Here is a 17169-nt window from a genome sequence, read left to right as displayed (position 1 = left end):
CCGGCCTACAAGTAAGAAGGCCGCACCAAACAGTCCCCTCTCCCTTGAGGGAGAGGGTTAGGGGGAAAAGTGCGCGCTGGTGCCCTCACCCCGGCCCTCTCCCACAGGGAGAGGGAGCAAACACTAAAAAGGCAACCTTGCGGTTGCCTTTTGCTTTTATTACGCTGCATCCGCTAAAACAAACATCCCGTACGGGTGGATCTCCAGGTAATAATTTTCCCCTTCGTTCGGCTGCAAACGCGTGGCGTTGACCTGCAGCAAAATCTCCTGCCCGTGCCACTCCACAATCACCTCGTACTGCGGTCCCATATAGGCGACGTGCCGAATAGTGCAGCGCTGGCTCTCTTCCCCGCGCTCGCTCAGAGTGATCGCCTCCGGGCGTACGCCGACCGAGCCTTCACCGTCATGCGCAAAGTGTATTGGACGCGGCAGACGATAGCCGTAGATCTCGACGAAATCCTCGCTAAAGCGTGCCGGAAACAGGTTGGCGTCGCCCATAAAACTCGCCATAAAACGCGACGCGGGCTGACGATACAGATCCTGCGGCGAACCAATCTGCATAATGTTGCCTTTGTTCATCACCAGCACCGTATCCGACACCGCAAACGCCTCGCTCTGATCGTGGGTCACGTACAGCGAGGTGATGTTGAACTGCTTTTGCAGCTCACGGATCTTGTCGCGCATGCTGCGGCGCAGGTTGGCGTCGAGGTTACTCAGCGGCTCATCAAACAGCAGCACTTTTGGTTTTAGGATCAGGGCGCGCGCCAGAGCCACTCGCTGCTGCTGGCCGCCGGAGATCTGATCGACATAACGATCTTCAAACCCCTCCAGATCGACCATCGCCAGCGCCTCTTTCACCCGCGCTTTGGTTTCCGCGCGCGACACGCCGAGCATTTTCAGCCCGTAGCCGACGTTCTCGCCCAGCGACATGTGCGGGAACAGAGCGTAAGACTGGAACACCATGCAGATATCACGCTGCTGGATGGAACGGTGCGTCACATCCTCGCCATCAATCAGAATCTGTCCTTCAGTCGGTTTTTCCAGCCCAGCGACCAGGCGCAGCACGGTAGTTTTGCCGCAGCCGGACGGGCCGAGCAGTGTCACCATCTGTCCCTGCGGGATCGCCAGGTTAATGTTCTCGATAACGGTATTAGTCCCGAAGCGCTTGGTGACATTGCGCAGTTCAACGAAATGTTTCTGAGTCATAGTGTTACGCCTGGTTTTTGGCTTTAGAGCGGGAGGTTCGAGACTCACCGATCAGCCAGTCAAAGAGGAAAATGATCGCCAGCATGACCACAATCAGGATCGAGCCGTAGGCAATCGCCACGCCGTATTCGCCGTCTTCCACGCGGTTCAGGATGTAGGCTGTCGCCACGCGGGTATCCGGCGTGACGAGGAACACAATGGCGCTGACGGTGGTAATGGCGCGCACGAAGCTGTAGATCAGCGCCGACAGGATCGCCGGGCGCAGCAGCGGCAGCAGAATGTGGGTAATGGTGCGCAAGCTCCCGGCACGCAGGCTGAGGGACGCCTCGTCCAGCGACTTATCGATCTGCCCTAAGCCCGCAATCCCGGCGCGAATGCCGACCGGCACGTTACGCATCACCATCGAGATAATCACAATCGCCGCGGTGCCGGTGAGGTAAACCGGCGCGCTGTTAAAGGCCAGGATATAAGAGACACCCGCTACCGTGCCCGGTACGGCGAAGCACAGCATGGTGGTGAACTCGATGGTCTTTTTGCCTTTGAACTGCTGGCGCACCACCACCCAGGCGATTAGCAGGCCAAAACCGGCGGTGATTGGCGCAGCGATCCCGGCGTAAAGCAGGGTGTCGAGCAGAGAAGGCCATGCGCCGTCGCTCATGCCCTGGCCGAACAGCTTGATAAAGTTATCCAGCGTCAGGGTGTAATCCACGCCCCAGTTGACCGTAAAGCTGCCGTAGAAAATGCTGCCGTAGAGCAGGGCGTTAAAGGCTACCCACACCGCCAGCAGAGCGACCACACTCCACACCAGCGTTACCGGCAGCGGCTGCACGTCGCCGCGGTAGGATTTACCGGAGACGGTGACGTACGATCGCTTACCGATCCACATGTACTGGATGCAGAACACCAGCAGCGAGAAGACCAGCAGGAACGCGCCGAGGGTACTGGCGGCCTGATAATCGAGCTGAGAGCCGGTGATGTAGAAGTAGATTTGCGTCGCTAAAACGTCGAAGTTACCGCCAAGCACCAGCGGGTTACTGAAGTCGGCCAGCGACTGGACGATCACGATCAGGAACGCGTTCGCCAGCGCCGGTTTCAGCAGCGGGACGAAGACGCCGTTAAAGGTCTGCCAGCGGCTGGCGCGCAGGGTGTATGACGCCTCTTCCAGCGAGGGGTGAATGGTTTTGATCGCCCCGTCGAGGATCATAAACGCCATCGGCGTGAACGCCAGCACCTGCGCCAGCCAGATGCCGGTAAAACCGTACAGCCAGTTGGTGTTGGTCAGGCCGAACCAGTCGACCATCAGCTCGGTCACATACCCGGAGCGGCCCATCATCAGCGTCACGCCCAACCCCACCACAAACGGCGGGGTGACGATTGGCAGGATCGAGAAGATGCGCCCGATGATGGCGCTGCGTTTCGCGATGCGGGTGGTGTAGATCGCCAGCACCAGCCCGAAGAAAGTACAGCCGATGCCGACGGCAATCGACAGCAGGACCGAGTTGATGATCACCTGCACGATATGCGCCTGTGACAGCACGGTCATAAAGGCCAGCGGGGCGAACTCGCCGGCGTCGTTGGTGAACATCGGAATGAAAATGGCGATACTCGGCCAGACGATAAAGATGCCGATCAGCACCACGATGGTAATCAGCGAGCCAATCACAAAGCGGTCGCCGCCCAGCCACTCCAGACGCGTCAGCGCCAGAGTCATGATCGCGCCGAGGGCAACGAACAGCACGATAGTGGCAAAACCTAAACCGCGTCCTTCCACCGTCGCGCTGATGACGATAAAGGCCATGCACAGCAGCGCCCAGCCCGCGTCGAGGTAGTGACGGCTGCGCTGTTCGCGCTTCGCTTCGTTGAACGGCCGCACCAGCAGCAGGCTCGGTAACAGATACCACAGCCAACTGATATTGAAATGGGACCAGCTGTAGGCGTCGAGAATTTCTTCGCGCGTTGACTCCAGCAGGCCGTAATCCAGGCTCCAGCTCGGCAGCAGCGCAAACGCCACCCAGCCAAGTAAAACCCAAAGGAATACCGCATCCCGTTTTTTGACGGGATGAAGAGCGAGTGTGTGTGACATAAGTTTTCCGGGTGTTGAGGAAAATGTAGGCCGGGTAAGGCGCAGCCGCCACCCGGCATTGACCACTTATCGCAGGCTTATTTACCCATCTTCACGTCGCTGACCCATTTGTTGATAAGCGCCTTGCGCACATCCGTTGAGCCGTACTTGTCCATGTCGTAGCTGATCAGCTTCAGATCGTCGAGTTTGAGGGAGTTCGGCGAAGTCTCGGCGGTGGTGTTGGTCAGGATTTGGTAGGATTTGCCTTTCTTCCATGCCAGTTCCTGAGCCTCTTTTGACAGCACCCAGTCCACGAACAGCTTCGCGTTCTCTTCGTTTCGCGCGCCTTTCAGGATGCTGACGCCGCCGATTTCATACCCGGTGCCTTCGCACGGCGAGATCAACTCCAGCGGGGCGCCCTGTTCTTTTTCCAGCGAGTAGTCGTGCAGGAAGCCAATGCCAATGGCGGTTTCACCGCGCGCGGCGTTACGTGCCGGGGCGATGCCGGATTTGGTGTACTGAGAGACGTTACCGTTAAGCTGTTTCAGGTAGTCGAACGCCTGATCTTCCCCCCATAACTGCACGAAAGTCGCCAGTGCGGTATAGGCGGTGCCGGAGCTTTGCGGATCGGCAATCTGGATCTCGCCTTTGTATTCCGGTTTGGTCAGATCTTTCCAGCACTTCGGCACCGGCAGGTTTTTCTCTTTCAGGCGCTGGGTGTTGACGCCAAAACCGAGAATGCCGACGTACACGGCGGAGGAGAGATTGCCTTTCACCTTGGCCGGATCGCGGAATTTCTCCATGATCTGCTCAAGGTTTTTCGATTTGTACGGCTGCAACAGCCCCATTTCACCGGCCTGCGACTGCGGATCGAGCGTGCCGCCGTACCAGATATCCGCCTGCGGGTTTTTCTTCTCGGCATCGACTTTCGCCAGCGTGCTGCCGGAGCCGTTGCGGATAAACGAGGTTTTGACGTCGTACTTATCGCCGAACGCTTTGGTTTCGGCTTCGCACATTTCGTTGGTGGCGCTGCAATAGACCACCAGACGGCCTTTCGCCTGCGCGGCCCCGGTTAACGTAGCCAGCGCGATCCCGGAAGCAATGAGGGTAGAGAGAAGCGTTGTTTTCATTATTCAGCCCTTTTAAGACGTTATGTGACTGCGAGAAGCGGTGATGCCCGACATCAGCAGCGGCATCAGTAATAAACCCATCAGTACGGCGGCGATGGAGAGCAAACTGAACATCCCCGACCAGCCGTAACGTTCAATAACCAGTGACAGCGGCCATCCGGCCAGCGACGCCCCGAGATAGGCAAAGACGCCGAGAAAACCGGTAATCGAACCTGCCGCCTGCTTGTGTCCGCATTCGACGGCGGCGAGACCGATCAGCATTTGCGGGCCGAAGACAAAAAATCCGACCGCAAAAAAGCACATCGCCAGCAGGGCGTAGTGGTGAACCGGCGCCAGCCACAGGGCAGCGACAGAGACCATCAGGCCCAGCGTGAACAGCAAAATCATCGGCGCACGCTGCCCGCTGAACAGCAAATCCGACCCCCATCCAGCGAACAGCGCGCCAAGCAAACCGCCGACCTCAAACAGCATCACCGTGGCGTTGGCGCTGAGCAGATTGACGCCGTGGCTTTCCGACAGCCAGATGTTGCCCCAGTCGTTCAGCGCGATGCGGATCAGATACACCAGCACGTACGACGCGCCGAGCAGCCAGATCATCGGGTTTTGCAGCATGGTGGTGCGTAACATCTGCCACAAACCCATCGGCGGACTTTGCTGCTCCTGGCGCAACTCCAGCGGATCGTTGCGCCACTCCCCGACCGTTGGCAGACCCTCTTCCTGCGGTGTCCCCCGCAGTTGTGTGGTCAGCCAAATGCCGAGCACAATGCTGATAATCCCCGGTGTCAGCATCGCGGCCTGCCAGCCCCAAAGATGGGCGGCAAGCGCACATATCAGCGGAATAATCGCCCCACCGATGTTGATGGAGGTATTCCAGCATCCCCACCAGAAGCCGCGCTCGTTGCGCGAATACCAGTGGGTGAGCAGGCGCGCGCACGGCGGCCAGCCCCATCCCTGAAAGAATCCGTTCAGCGTCCAGATGAACAGCAGCAGGCCAAACGAATCGCTGAAGGTGAACAGTACGTTCAGCACGCCGGTGGCCAGCAGGCCGATCCCCATAAACGCCCGCTGTCCGTGGCGGTCGTGCCACAGTCCGGCGGCAAATTTCGACAGTCCGTAGCTCAGATAAAACAGCGACCCGATAAGCCCGATGTCGCTTTTGCTCAGCCCTAAATCCATTTGCAGCGCGGGCAGAATGTAATTGACGCTTTTTCGCGTCAGGTAAAACGCCGCGTAGCCGACGGCCATGCACAGCAACAGGCGTGGGCGCAAAGCCTGATAGCGTTGAGAAATCTGTTCAGCAGACAGTGCGTGCATGGCGTTCTCCGTTTGAGCTGACTGTAAGAAAGTGCAAGGCAAAAGGGATGAGAGAAAGTCTGGAGTGGCTAAGACTTTTTCCTGGTTAGTGCGGTGTTTGTTGCAAAATTGTGGGCAGGTTAACAATTACGCGGGTGCCGCTCTGCGATTCCAGCGTGAATTCGCCGCCAAGCGCGTGGACGCGCTCGCGCATTCCCTGAATGCCATAGCCGGGCGTGTTATCGGGCTGAATCCCGCTGCCGTTGTCCGACACGTCGAGGATCAGACGATGATTCTGCTGGCGCAGCACGATCCGTACTTCGCTGGCATCCGCGTGTTTACTGACGTTATTCAGCAGCTCCTGCACCAGGCGATAGAGGGTAAAGACCAGGGTTTCGTTTTGCGGCGGCGCGTCCAGCTGCCAGTCAAAACGGCAGGTAATGCCGCGTTCGGGGAAGGCAAATTCATTCACCAGATGGTGCAATGCTTCTTTCAGCGACAGTTCATCCAGCACCGGCGGGCGGAGCTGGCGCAAGAGCTGGCGAGTGGAGTGGTGAATGCGCCGCGCCAGCTCGTTGATCTGCCCGGCGGCTTCGACTGCCAGCGCCGTGTCTCCCGCGCGTTTCACCAGCTGAGACTGGATTTGAATCGCCGTAATGTTCTGGCCGATTTCGTCGTGCAGCTCGCGGGCCAGGTGTTTGCGGGTGTCCTCTTCGGTATGGATCAGCTTTTCAGTGAGCTCCCGCCGCGCCTGTAGCTCTGTTTCGAGCCTGCGGCGATAGTGGTCGAGATTCAGGGCTAATTGCTGCTGGCGGCTGATGGCAATCCCCAGCCCGATGCCCAGCAGCGACTGGGTGGCGAGGAAAATCTCCAGCTCCAGCAGATCGGAAAACCCGACGCCCACCTGACGGGCAATAGTGATCATCATGCTGCCGAGTAGCCCGGAGAGCACGCCGCCCTGCCAGCCAAATTTCCACGCCATCACCACGTTTGGCAGGAACACCACTATCAGCAGCAGCCGCTCCAGCGCGGGGGAGAGCACCATTTGCGTGCCGATACCGATGATGAAAAACAGGCTGCACCAGATAATCAGCGAGGTGCGCAGGGGCGGGTTGGTGGTGTCCAGCCCGAGCAGATGATACCGGTGCTGCTGGCGTAAAAATTCAAACACCAGATAGACAAACGGCGTCAGCAGGACCCCGCCGGTAAACGAAGCCAGCCCGAGCAGCGTGGCCGGGCTTTGCAGAAATGGCGCGAGGACCAGCGTTTGCAGCAGGGCGTTGACGCTCACCGCCGCAATCAGCAGGGACAGGCGCTGCCAGTAAAGCGGGAAACGGTGCCAGTAACGTTGTACGGCGTAAGCGGAGATCAGCCCGAGCGGTGGCGCGGCCAGCATCAGATAGCTGGTCAGCAGTTGTTCGCTGTGCAGCCACAAAATCGCGGCCAACGTGGGTAACACCACGGCGGGCCAGAAGCGGCGTGACAGAAGAATGAGTAACGCCAGATAAACGCCCTGCGGCAGAAAAAGCACCGCCTGCTGGCCGTTGTGGGTGAGGTAAAAACTGAGCGTCCACAGCATCAGCCAGCCGGTTCCCCAGGCCAGCATAATGAACAAGGACAGGACAATGTGCCGCAGGGAACGCCGCATCAGTGGCCCGTCAGCAGCTGGTTGTCGAGCGCGAAATGCACCAGCTCAATGGTGCTGCTGCACTGCAATTTCCCCAGCACGTTGGCGCGATGGACGTGAACGGTTTTATGGCTCAGCTCAAGGGTAAAGGCGATGGCTTTGACGCTTTCGCCTTTGACTAAGAGGTCGAACACTTCCCGTTCGCGCGGGGTGAGGACATTGAGCACTTTCGATACCGGCTGGCCGCCGCGCAGAGCTTTGACCGCATCGGCGCACAGATAATGGCCGCCCATGCCGACGGAACGCACCGCCTGCACCAGCTCTTCCGGGCCGCAGCGTTTGGTGAGATACCCGCTGGCCCCGGCGTCGAGGGCGCTTTGCACAAAGGCGGGCGTGTCATAAATGCTCAGAATGATGGCGCGAAACGTCGGGCGCTGCTGGCGCAGACGCTTGAGCAGGCTCAGCCCGTTTTCATCCGGCATGGCGACATCCAGCACCGCGACGTCAATATCGCTGTGCGTTAATGCAGGCCAGGCATCGGCCGCGCTGCTGTACTGGCCTTCGACCACCAGGTCGTCCTCCAGATTTAATAGCTGCGCAAAACCAGACCGCACCACCACATGGTCATCCACCAGCACCACTTTGATCATTGCTTATTTCTCTTACCGAAGTTGATATCCATGATGCCTGTTGCGCCGGGAGTGGCAATAAGCTGAGCGCGGTTATGTAACCTGTGTAACAAAAATGCAATAAATTAAAAACCTTTGCCAATATCTCTGCCGGTATCAGGGCAAGGAATGGGTATTGTCTTTTTCAGGGACTGGAAATAGAGGCGCATTAATATATGAATCAAATTGTCTGTTTATTGATGTCGTGTGAAAACAGGTGAAGAAGTTGTGAAGCATTGCTGCTGCGAATAGTGATTTTACCTCTGCCTGTTGCGCTTGATTCATTATCTTATGGTTCGATAATCTATTATTTTCTGTTTTGTTAGTATTAAAATCTAATTACCGGTTCTGCTGTATTTATTATTCTAATTTAATCTCTTATTTGTTGGAGTTGTTTGTTATTGACTGGAAGGGCTATTTCGCCTTTTTTTTCGGTCATTACGGGTTACTATTTATTGCATCAGCAAGGCGCAAGCCGAAATACACAATCAGGTTTGAACTTGCTGGTGAATATGTTTAGAGGTTTTTTTATTGATGAGGAAATTAAGCCAGAGCATTTATCTGGCTCGGGAGCGTTTTGCTCAAGATTCATTAATCAAAAATCTTATTTGTGTGTCATTTCCTTAAATTACAGGATCACTTTTATGAAACTGAATAACGTTTTTTCTGCTCTGGTATTGGCTTCAGGTTTAACTGCATTTGGCGCTCAGGCCGATCAAGGCAGCGGCGTGGTGACCTTCACCGGTTCCGTGATTGACGCGCCATGCTCCGTAGCGGCAGGCGATGACGATCAGACTATTGACCTGGGCCAGGTTTCTAGCTCCGCAGTGGCAAACGGCGGCACCTCTACGCCGGTTCCTTTCTACATCCACCTGGAAAACTGCTCTGTTGATACGGCCAACACCGTCTCCACCACCTTTACCGGCGCGGATTCCAGCGTTGACGGCGCGGTTCTGGGTGTAACCGGTTCTGCAACTGACGTGGGCATCGTGATGACCGACGGCGACAGCAACGCCATCACCCTGGGTGAAGCAACCGTAGGTCAGACCATCCAGAACGGCGACAACACCCTGGCGTACTCCGCCTACATCATCGGTGGCGAAGCGCCAACTGAAGGTGATTTCACCGGTGTGACGAACTGGACTCTGGCATACGAATAAGGTTTCACCTTATTCCACGATGTTATTCAGGCGGCCTGTTTGGGCCGTCTGATATTCCACTCTGACCGAATAAGAGAAAAGGGATTGCGATGCATTTTTTATTATCTACATCGACACCGCCGATCGTGAAAATCTTCCTTTTTCTCCTGTCTGGTTATTGCCTGCCATTACTGGCGGCAAACCAGGGGGACGGCGCAATATTCATTAAAGGGGAGGTGCTTTATACCCCCTGCGCCATTGATCTTGATAGCCGAGACCAGACGATTGATATGGGAGAAACCCCCGTCGCCGAAATAGCCACCAAAGGCTATGGCCCAACGCGTCATTTTACCGTTCGTTTAATCAATTGCCTGATGCTGCCCTCACCAGGGAACAGCCAGTTCGACTCTGAATATTACCAAATCACTTTTGATCCTATAACCGGAACGGAACGTTTTGCCATTCGCGGTGAAGCCGAGGGCATTGAACTCACCATTCGCGATACCGACGGCAATCTCGCGGTGCCTGGCGTGGCGCTTCCGGCGAAAGAGGTCACCCGGGGAAATATCGATCTTCACTATGCGCTGCAGATGGTAAGCGACGGCCAGCCGCTGAAATCAGGGACGTATCAGTCGCTGATTCGCTTCAGAATGGATTATTACTGAGATGAATAAACAGACTTCGCCACGATTCAGACGATCGACCCTCAGTTTGCTGATTTTAGGGATGCTACTGCCGGTTTCAGCGTCCTGGGCCGATGACGAGATCCAGTTCAACACCGATGTGCTGGATACTCAGGATAAGGACAACATCGACCTCAGCCATTTTTCGCGTCGCGGCTACGTGATGCCAGGCGACTACACCTTCACCATTATGGTGAACAAGGAAAGCCTGAAAGAAGAGCAAATCGTCGTTTATCCGGTCGGTGAAAATGGCCAGGACAGCCTGATCTGCCTCTCTCCTGAACTGGTTTCACGCCTGACGCTGAAAGCCAGCACTATGCGGGATTAACGTTGGCTTCGTGACGGTCAGTGTCTGGATAAAGCCAGTCTCGAGGGGCTGGAGATGCGCGTCGATCTGGCAAAAGATACCCTCTATCTGGCGATCCCGCAGGCCTACCTCGAATTCACCGCCCCGAACTGGGACCCGCCGTCGCGCTGGGATGAGGGGATTCCTGGGGTGATTGCCGACTACAACCTCAACGTGCAGACCCAGCACGCGGTCAATTCGTCCGACAGCCAGAGCCTGAGCGGAACCGGCGTGCTCGGAGCGAATCTGGGGCCGTGGCGCGCACGCGCCGACTGGCAGACCAACTGGGACAAACGCAACGGCAATACCGACAAAGATTTCAGCTTCAGCCGCTACTACCTCTATCGCGCCATCCCGTCGCTGAAAGCCAAGCTGACCGTGGGCGAGGATTACCTGAGCTCGGACATATTCGACACCTTCCGCTTTAGCGGCGTCAGCCTGAACTCGGATCTCAGCATGCTCCCGCCGAGCCTGCGCGGCTACGCCCCGGAAGTGACGGGCATCGCCCGCTCCGGCGGGAAAGTGACCATCAGCCAGCAGGGGCGCGTGCTGTACGAAACCCAGGTGGCGGCGGGGCCGTTTCGCATTCAGGAGCTGAATGACGCGGTCTCCGGCACCCTGGACGTGCGCGTGGATGAGCTGGATGGCAGCGTGCAGACCTTTCAGGTGACGACGGCGTCGGTGCCTTATCTGACGCGTCCCGGTGCGGTGCGCTACAAGCTTGCGGCGGGTAAACCCTCCGAGTGGGAGCACAGCATGACCGGGCCGCTGTTTACCTCCGGAGAAGCCTCCTGGGGGATCGCCAACGGCTGGACGCTGTACGGCGGTACGGTCATCGGCGGGGACTACAACGCCCTGTCGATGGGGATTGGGCGTGACCTCTATCTGCTGGGCGCCGTGGCGGCGGATATCACCCAGTCGCGCGCCTCGCTCCCGTCTGACGGCACGCTCTCCGGCACCTCTTATCGGGTCAGCTACTCCAAAACTTTCGACGAATACGACAGCCAGGTGACCTTCGCGGGGTACCGCTTCTCCGAGCGCGACTTTATGAGCATGTCGGAATATCTCGACGCACGCTACGGCAGCGGGGCGTCCCATAGCCCGAAAGAGAAATACACGCTCTCCTTCAACAAACGATTTCGCGAACTGGGGCTGAGCACCTATCTGAACTACAGCCATCAGACCTACTGGAACAGCGCCGACAACGATCGCCTGACGCTTTCGATGTCGCGTTACCTCGATGTCGGGCCGTTCAAAAACATGAGCCTCTCCCTGTCGGTGTATCGCAGCGAGTACTACTCCCTGAAGGACGACGGGGCGTATGTGTCGATTTCACTGCCGATTGGCAACGGCACCTCCCTGAGCTACGGCGCGACCATCAACCGCACGGATAACACCCATCGCGTCAGCTATTACGGTCGTCTGGATGAGCACAACAGCTTCCAGGTGAGCAGCGGACTGTCGCGCAGCGGGCCAACGGGCTACGGCTACTACACCTGGCAGGGCGACAGCACCCAGGTGCAGGCCAACGCCAGCTATCAGGCGGGGAGCTACAGCGCCCTGGGGATGACCCTCAACGGCGGTCTGACCATGACCACGGAGGGTGGGGCGGCGCATCGCTCTAACGCGCGCGGCGGGAGCCGGGTGCTGGTCGATACCGCAGGCGTCAGCGGCGTGCCGGTGAAAGGCTTTGGCGCATCGGTCAAAACCAACCGCTTCGGCAAGGCGGTGATTGCCGATGTGAACAGCTACTACCGCAACCCGATCCGCATCGACGTCGACAAACTGGACGAAAACGCCGACGTCACCCGCTCCGTTTCCCAGGCCACGCTTACCGAAGGGGCCATCGGCTACCGCCAGTTTGACGTGATCGCCGGGGGCAAAGCGATGGCGTTTATCCGTAAAGCCGACGGCAGTTTCCCGCCGTTTGGCGCCTCCGTCGTGAATGACAAAAATCAGGAAACCGGCGTCGTGAACGACGAAGGGAGCGTCTGGCTGAGCGGCATCCAGGCCAATGGAACAATGACCGTGAAATGGGACGGCAAAGCCCGCTGCGTGGTGAACCTGCCACCTGTCCTTCCGCAGGTACTGGATAACCTGCTTTTAACCTGTGCGCCGGAATGAACCGGCCCGAATAAGAGATGAGCTTTGAGATGATGATTGTACGATTGCATGCCCTGGCGGGCATCGCGCTGGCGTTTAGCGCTGTGGCGCACCAGGCCAACGCCGCCGTGGCGCTGGACCGTACCCGGGTGATTTTCGACGGCGCGGCGAAATCCGTCAGTCTGCGGATCACCAACGAAAACAAAACCCTGCCCTATCTGGCGCAGGGCTGGGTGGAAGATCCTCAGGGCAAAAAGATCACCGATCCGCTGGTGTTGCTCCCGCCGGTTCAGCGCATCGAGCCGGGCGAGCAGAGCCAGATCAAGGTGCAATCCACCGCCGCGATCCAGCGTCTGCCTCAGGATCGGGAGTCGCTATTCTACTTCAACCTGCGCGAGATCCCGCCGAAAAGCACCAAACCAAACACCCTGCAGCTGGCGCTCCAGACGCGCATCAAGCTGTTTTATCGCCCGTCGGCCCTCGAAGTGAAGCGCACGGATTACGCCACGCCGTTCCAGGAACAGCTGACCCTGACGCGCGAAGGGGACACGTACCGCATCACCAATCCGACGCCATATTACATCTCGCTGGTGAATGCGTCGTCGACGCTGACCGGCAAAGCCGCGGCCGGATTTAAGCCGGTGATGGTTGAACCAAAAGGGCAGCTGGTTCTCGCGCCTGCCGCATCGGCACTGGGCGGTTCGCCGGTCCTGACCTATGTGAACGACTTTGGTGGACGAGCGAAGCTGGTCTTTAGCTGCGGGGGCAACGCGTGCAAAGCCGTCCCGCAGGAAAAGAAAAAGTAAGCGATTTAGGGAGGGCTGAATGAAATTCAGAGACTGGAAAAACGGGGGCGCACTGGCGCTGCTGCTCGCCGCAGGACCCGCCGCCGCCGATGACGTGGCGCTGGTGGACGGCGAATACGGCCTGCTGCAGGTTTATGGCGCATTGACTGAGAGCGCCTGTCGGCTGGCGATGGACTCGGCGTGGCAGGAGATCGACATGGGCACCACCGCCACCGGTGAGCTGAAAAAACCGGGCGACCAAGGCACGCCGGTACGCGTCGCGATCCGCCTGGAAGATTGCCTTCCGTCGCCCGCGACGATTCGCGATGCCTGGAGCGGCGATCTGCTCTGGAGCCGCGATCAGCCCTCCGTCACCGTCAGCTTTGTGGCACCGGGTGAGGTGTTGAATCCGGGTCTGGTAAAAGTGTCCGGGACGAGCGGCGTGGCGCTGCGCCTGACCGATCGCTATCACCGTGATGTGCGTCTGGGAAGCGAAGGGCAGCCGCTGCTGCTCGAGCCGGGCGGCAACACACTTTTCTACTATATCGCGCCGGAACGTACCGCTGCCCCGCTGGTGGCGGGCGCGTGGCATGCGCTGATCCACTTCAGGCTTAACTATGACTAGTTTTTTTCTTCGCCTGCTTTCAGGCGCATCTGCGCTCTTGCTGACATCCGTCAGTTATGCCGCCCTGACGGTGAACGTGACGGGGGTGATCGTGGAAGGGGTCTGCGAGATCAACAACGGCGAGACCATTCACGTGGATTTCGGCAATAACCTGCAGTCGAAGCAGATCGACGGCGAGCATTTTATGCAGAACATCGACTATTCGCTGGCCTGCGAGGATCTGACCTCCAACGATCTGGAGATGCAGTTTGAAGGTACCGCCACCTCGTTCAGCGATGATTATCTCGCTACCGACCGGGAAGGGCTGGGCATCAAGCTGTACATGAACGGGGAGTCGATGCCGCTCAACACCTGGATGCCGTTCACCTGGCCGGAAGTGCCGGTATTGCAGGCCGCCCCCATGAAAGATGACGCGACCGAGGTGGAAACCGGGGTCTTTACCGCCTCCGCCACGCTGAAAATTCAGTACCAGTAAGGGACACATTCTGATGAAACGATTGCTGTACGCCATCATGTTGCTGGGAGGGCTGGCCTTTAGCCAGGCTGCGTCCGCGTCGATCTGGACCTGGATTGACAGTCTTGCGACCTGCTCAAGCACCGCGACCTATTGCTACGACTACAGCTTTACCCTTGCCGACTGGGATGAGGAAGATTCCACCCCCAACCCCTGCTACGGCTTAACGGCATGCACGATTTTTGTCGGTCACCGGCACAACGCGGCCGGGACGTCTGGCCCCCGTACGCACCGTTCATGGGGGGCGGGTGTCTATCCATTTTTATTGACGGCGGAGACGCTGGGAGACCTCGGCAAAGAGATGAAAGCCATCTTCCCGATGCCTTATTCCTCCACCACGCGCCACAGCGGAAGTACGGTCGCCACCGAAGAGTGCGTCGGGTTCTTTTATGCCGCCGGAAAAAACCTCGGCAGTAACTCCTCGGAGGTGAACTCGACGACATTTGAAGGCTACCCGTTAATGCCCGGCAGTATTTGCGGTGCAGCCCCTGCACCGAGCGGCTCCTGTGATTTCGACCAGGACGTGCTGACCCTCGATCATGGCACGCTGAGTCGCAAGGAGCTGGAAGGGCATGAAGCCAGCGAAAATGTGAGCATCAGCTGCACGACTTCGCAAACGCTGAAACTCTACATCTACTCCGCCGACAAAGTGGAACTGCGCGACGACGGCAGTCTCTATTCTGAACTCTATATGAACGGCAATGTGCTAGGGACGTCGGGCTTTACCCTGGATGTTGAAGCCCAGGATAACGTGGTTGTGAAGTCGGTACTGCGCACCAATGGCACGCCGGAAGCGGGTGAGTTTACGGGCTCAACGATTATGCTGATCACGGTGGAATAATGAAAAATCCTGAATCGTCTTTAAGCAGTGTCGATCTCTACTGTGCCCTGATGATGGGGGAGATCGTTCCCTATTATCAACCGGTGATTGACGCCGGAACGCAATCGCTCTTCGGGCTGGAAGTGCTGATGCGCTGGGCGCTGGCTGATGTGAATTCAACCCCCGTAGATCTGATTGCCGCGTTCGAAGAGCAGGGGCTGATGCCAGAAATGACCCAGCATCTGCTGCGCCAGGTGGCCGAAGATATTAATGAACTGGATGCGCTGCTGCCGGACGGATTACATCTCTCTTTTAACGCCAGCCCGTCACAAATTGAAAAGCCCGGTTTTGTTTTCGATACGCTCTCGTTTCTTGCCGCTCTGCCGCTGGAAAAATATCGCCTGGTGGTGGAAGTGACCGAATCGCAGCCCCTGGCGAATACACCGGAAGTAGCAGGAACGATTCTGAAATTACAGCTGGCGGATGTTGCTGTCTATTTTGATGATTTTGGTACCGGCTGTGCAAACCTGAATTGTATCGAGCAATTCAATGTCGATGGATTAAAAATCGACCGTTTATTTGTCGAGGGATTATCGTCAGGCGCGCGTTCCGCGTCGATTATTTCTCTGATTGCCGGGCTGGCCCAATCGCAAAAAATGGATGTCATCGCTGAAGGCGTTGAAACAGCGTGCCAGTCTCAGGCACTTTGTGAAATGGGAATTCAGATCCAACAGGGTTATCTATTTTCAAATGCACTAAGTAAAACGCAATTACAACAATACCTTGCGGCCTGAATTGAATATTACCATCGGAAGAATGTGGTTTATTAGTTTGGTTAATTTCCTGGCGTTTTGTCACCCTTATTCATATACGCTAAAATGGTCATTGGCATTATCGCCATAAAAAGTGTGGATTAATATTGGAGCTGGTGACAGTGCTATGCATTTTATAATAAACAAAAAGGTCTCTTTCAAAGTGGCGGAGAGGACGATTTCGGATGATAAAGATCAGCATTTGCTTTCCAATCCGGCGTGTCGGCTTTTACTGGTCCTTCTGGAGAATAATAATAAGCTCATGACGCGAGAGGATCTCTTGCAGAAGGTGTGGGGAGATTTTGGATTGACGCCCTCGAGCAATAGCCTGAACAATAATGTCAGCATACTGCGTAAGATTTTTTCAGAGTTCGACATCCACGATGTGCTGAAAACTATCCCCAAGCAGGGATTTGTATTGATGCTTGACGATCTGCAATTTAATGAGAAATCCAGAGACTATATGGTGATGCAAGCCATTTCTCAGCCAGATAAGGAGCCGGGTGTCAATAAGAGCTGGCTGATAGGCGCTGGCGCAACCCTGATGATGATTATTGCCGTAGTGGTCGCGCTGTATCTCAATTTTTTTTCTAAGCGTGAAGAGGTCATTTTTTATAAACAAGTGAATGCCTGCAAAATATACTATTTCAATAACGTCAATGTGAATCGTGTCGAACGCTATTTCGCGGAAGGTAAAGGCGAGAGGTTATTACAGAAATGCGCGACCCCACATAATATCTATTACGATGACAGTAAGCTCCATGAAAAAACGGACCTTCTTGAAATCATTGTCGCAAAATGCACGCTGGATGTGAAAGGGGCTCTGGGTGAATGTAAAAACTACATCACGACTAAAGGTGATTAGTCTTGTTGCGCTGTTAATTGTCTTGTTTGTGGGGGCGCTGCTTTACGTACCGAAGAGTAAAAGCGATCTCGATTGTACTGCCGATATCCATCTCACGATGGACAGTAACGAGGAAAAACTGGATGCCCGAATTCATCTCGTGGTTCATTTTGTCCCGGATGCCCGCAGCTATATTACCGAGTATGGAGTGGTGAATTACGGTGATAAACGCTATATCGTCGATCGCTATGTGCGGCTACGATATTCCGACGACAGTAACCACGCCTTTGTCGAATTCCAGCGCGAAGGAATTGATAAAAACAGTGGCGAAACCTTGCCTGAGTTTCTGTCGCAAAAACTCACCTCGGCACAAAAAGTGTTTTTCTTTAAAGTAAGGAAATTACACAACGAAATCTGGAGTATTAGCGATTTACGGCGAACCGTATTGGTATGCGCTAAAACTGAATAACGCAGTGTCTCTTAGTTTTCATTGATAATTGCCTGTCCTGGCC

At 56.3% G+C, this 17169-nt stretch carries 15 protein-coding genes and 1 pseudogene; 10 read left to right on the top strand and 6 right to left on the bottom strand.

The window, feature by feature from the left end; all coding sequences use genetic code 11:
* Window positions 1-159 precede the first annotated feature (159 nt).
* From fbpC to C3708_RS18605, 6 genes are all read right to left on the bottom strand, one after another.
* Window positions 160-1206, bottom strand: a complete 1047-nt coding sequence (fbpC, locus tag C3708_RS18630; protein ID WP_095280917.1) for a ferric ABC transporter ATP-binding protein — start codon at window positions 1204-1206, stop codon at window positions 160-162.
* Between the two features lie 4 nt (window positions 1207-1210).
* Complete coding sequence (locus C3708_RS18625) at window positions 1211-3289, bottom strand: iron ABC transporter permease (RefSeq protein ID WP_103949954.1); 2079 nt, start codon at window positions 3287-3289, stop codon at window positions 1211-1213.
* 77 nt (window positions 3290-3366) lie between these two features.
* Window positions 3367-4398, bottom strand: coding sequence for an ABC transporter substrate-binding protein (locus C3708_RS18620; protein ID WP_103949953.1), 1032 nt, complete (start codon window positions 4396-4398; stop codon window positions 3367-3369).
* A gap of 12 nt (window positions 4399-4410) precedes the next feature.
* Window positions 4411-5754, bottom strand: coding sequence for an MFS transporter family glucose-6-phosphate receptor UhpC (uhpC, locus tag C3708_RS18615; RefSeq protein ID WP_255411607.1), 1344 nt, complete (start codon window positions 5752-5754; stop codon window positions 4411-4413).
* A gap of 43 nt (window positions 5755-5797) precedes the next feature.
* The gene (locus C3708_RS18610; protein WP_095280920.1) at window positions 5798-7339 is read right to left on the bottom strand and encodes an MASE1 domain-containing protein; all 1542 of its coding nucleotides are present in this window, start codon (window positions 7337-7339) and stop codon (window positions 5798-5800) included.
* Entirely contained in the window at window positions 7339-7968 is a 630-nt protein-coding gene (locus C3708_RS18605; RefSeq protein ID WP_095280921.1) for a response regulator transcription factor, read from the bottom strand. Before C3708_RS18605 ends, C3708_RS18610 begins: the two co-directional genes overlap by 1 nt.
* A 662-nt stretch (window positions 7969-8630) precedes the next feature.
* Between C3708_RS18605 and C3708_RS18600 the strand changes: the two genes are divergently transcribed.
* The 10 genes and pseudogenes from C3708_RS18600 (at window position 8631) to C3708_RS18555 (ending at window position 17126) form a co-directional block, all read left to right on the top strand.
* Complete coding sequence (locus C3708_RS18600; protein ID WP_103949952.1) at window positions 8631-9146, top strand: fimbrial protein; 516 nt, start codon at window positions 8631-8633, stop codon at window positions 9144-9146.
* An 89-nt stretch (window positions 9147-9235) separates the two neighbouring features.
* Window positions 9236-9790, top strand: a complete 555-nt coding sequence (locus C3708_RS18595; RefSeq protein ID WP_103949951.1) for a fimbrial protein — start codon at window positions 9236-9238, stop codon at window positions 9788-9790.
* A gap of 1 nt (window position 9791) precedes the next feature.
* A pseudogene (locus C3708_RS18590) lies at window positions 9792-12278 on the top strand (outer membrane usher protein).
* A 29-nt stretch (window positions 12279-12307) separates the two neighbouring features.
* On the top strand, window positions 12308-13063 hold the full coding sequence (locus C3708_RS18585) for a fimbria/pilus periplasmic chaperone (protein WP_103949981.1): 756 nt from the start codon (window positions 12308-12310) through the stop codon (window positions 13061-13063).
* 19 nt (window positions 13064-13082) lie between these two features.
* Complete coding sequence (locus C3708_RS18580) at window positions 13083-13667, top strand: fimbrial protein (protein WP_103947657.1); 585 nt, start codon at window positions 13083-13085, stop codon at window positions 13665-13667.
* A complete protein-coding gene (locus C3708_RS18575; protein ID WP_103949950.1) occupies window positions 13660-14142 on the top strand; it encodes a fimbrial protein in 483 nt (160 codons plus the stop codon). The genes C3708_RS18580 and C3708_RS18575 overlap by 8 nt, the downstream gene beginning before the upstream one ends.
* Window positions 14143-14155: 13 nt before the next feature.
* A complete protein-coding gene (locus tag C3708_RS18570; protein ID WP_103949949.1) occupies window positions 14156-15022 on the top strand; it encodes a hypothetical protein in 867 nt (288 codons plus the stop codon).
* On the top strand, window positions 15022-15795 hold the full coding sequence (locus C3708_RS18565) for an EAL domain-containing protein (RefSeq protein WP_103949948.1): 774 nt from the start codon (window positions 15022-15024) through the stop codon (window positions 15793-15795). Before C3708_RS18570 ends, C3708_RS18565 begins: the two co-directional genes overlap by 1 nt.
* Window positions 15796-15940: 145 nt before the next feature.
* Window positions 15941-16678, top strand: coding sequence for a winged helix-turn-helix domain-containing protein (locus C3708_RS18560; RefSeq protein ID WP_103949947.1), 738 nt, complete (start codon window positions 15941-15943; stop codon window positions 16676-16678).
* Window positions 16671-17126: a hypothetical protein gene (locus tag C3708_RS18555; RefSeq protein ID WP_233210434.1), complete on the top strand. Its 456-nt coding sequence runs from the start codon at window positions 16671-16673 to the stop codon at window positions 17124-17126. Before C3708_RS18560 ends, C3708_RS18555 begins: the two co-directional genes overlap by 8 nt.
* Window positions 17127-17169 lie beyond the last annotated feature (43 nt).

The sequence above is a fragment of the Lelliottia sp. 7254-16 genome, assembly GCF_002922995.1.
Taxonomy (GTDB): domain Bacteria; phylum Pseudomonadota; class Gammaproteobacteria; order Enterobacterales; family Enterobacteriaceae; genus Enterobacter; species Enterobacter jeotgali.
This window is presented reverse-complemented; position numbering and strand designations above follow the sequence as displayed.

Excerpts from the sequence above, each read along its gene's own strand:
- fbpC (WP_095280917.1), bottom strand. The coding sequence starts at position 1,206 with ATGACTCAGAAACATTTCGTTGAACTGCGCAATGTCACCAAGCGCTTC.
- C3708_RS18625 (WP_103949954.1), bottom strand. The coding sequence starts at position 3,289 with ATGTCACACACACTCGCTCTTCATCCCGTCAAAAAACGGGATGCGGTA.
- C3708_RS18620 (WP_103949953.1), bottom strand. The coding sequence starts at position 4,398 with ATGAAAACAACGCTTCTCTCTACCCTCATTGCTTCCGGGATCGCGCTG.
- C3708_RS18610 (WP_095280920.1), bottom strand. The coding sequence starts at position 7,339 with ATGCGGCGTTCCCTGCGGCACATTGTCCTGTCCTTGTTCATTATGCTG.
- C3708_RS18605 (WP_095280921.1), bottom strand. The coding sequence starts at position 7,968 with ATGATCAAAGTGGTGCTGGTGGATGACCATGTGGTGGTGCGGTCTGGT.
- C3708_RS18600 (WP_103949952.1), top strand. The coding sequence starts at position 8,631 with ATGAAACTGAATAACGTTTTTTCTGCTCTGGTATTGGCTTCAGGTTTA.
- C3708_RS18595 (WP_103949951.1), top strand. The coding sequence starts at position 9,236 with ATGCATTTTTTATTATCTACATCGACACCGCCGATCGTGAAAATCTTC.
- C3708_RS18585 (WP_103949981.1), top strand. The coding sequence starts at position 12,308 with ATGATGATTGTACGATTGCATGCCCTGGCGGGCATCGCGCTGGCGTTT.
- C3708_RS18580 (WP_103947657.1), top strand. The coding sequence starts at position 13,083 with ATGAAATTCAGAGACTGGAAAAACGGGGGCGCACTGGCGCTGCTGCTC.
- C3708_RS18575 (WP_103949950.1), top strand. The coding sequence starts at position 13,660 with ATGACTAGTTTTTTTCTTCGCCTGCTTTCAGGCGCATCTGCGCTCTTG.
- C3708_RS18570 (WP_103949949.1), top strand. The coding sequence starts at position 14,156 with ATGAAACGATTGCTGTACGCCATCATGTTGCTGGGAGGGCTGGCCTTT.
- C3708_RS18565 (WP_103949948.1), top strand. The coding sequence starts at position 15,022 with ATGAAAAATCCTGAATCGTCTTTAAGCAGTGTCGATCTCTACTGTGCC.
- C3708_RS18560 (WP_103949947.1), top strand. The coding sequence starts at position 15,941 with ATGCATTTTATAATAAACAAAAAGGTCTCTTTCAAAGTGGCGGAGAGG.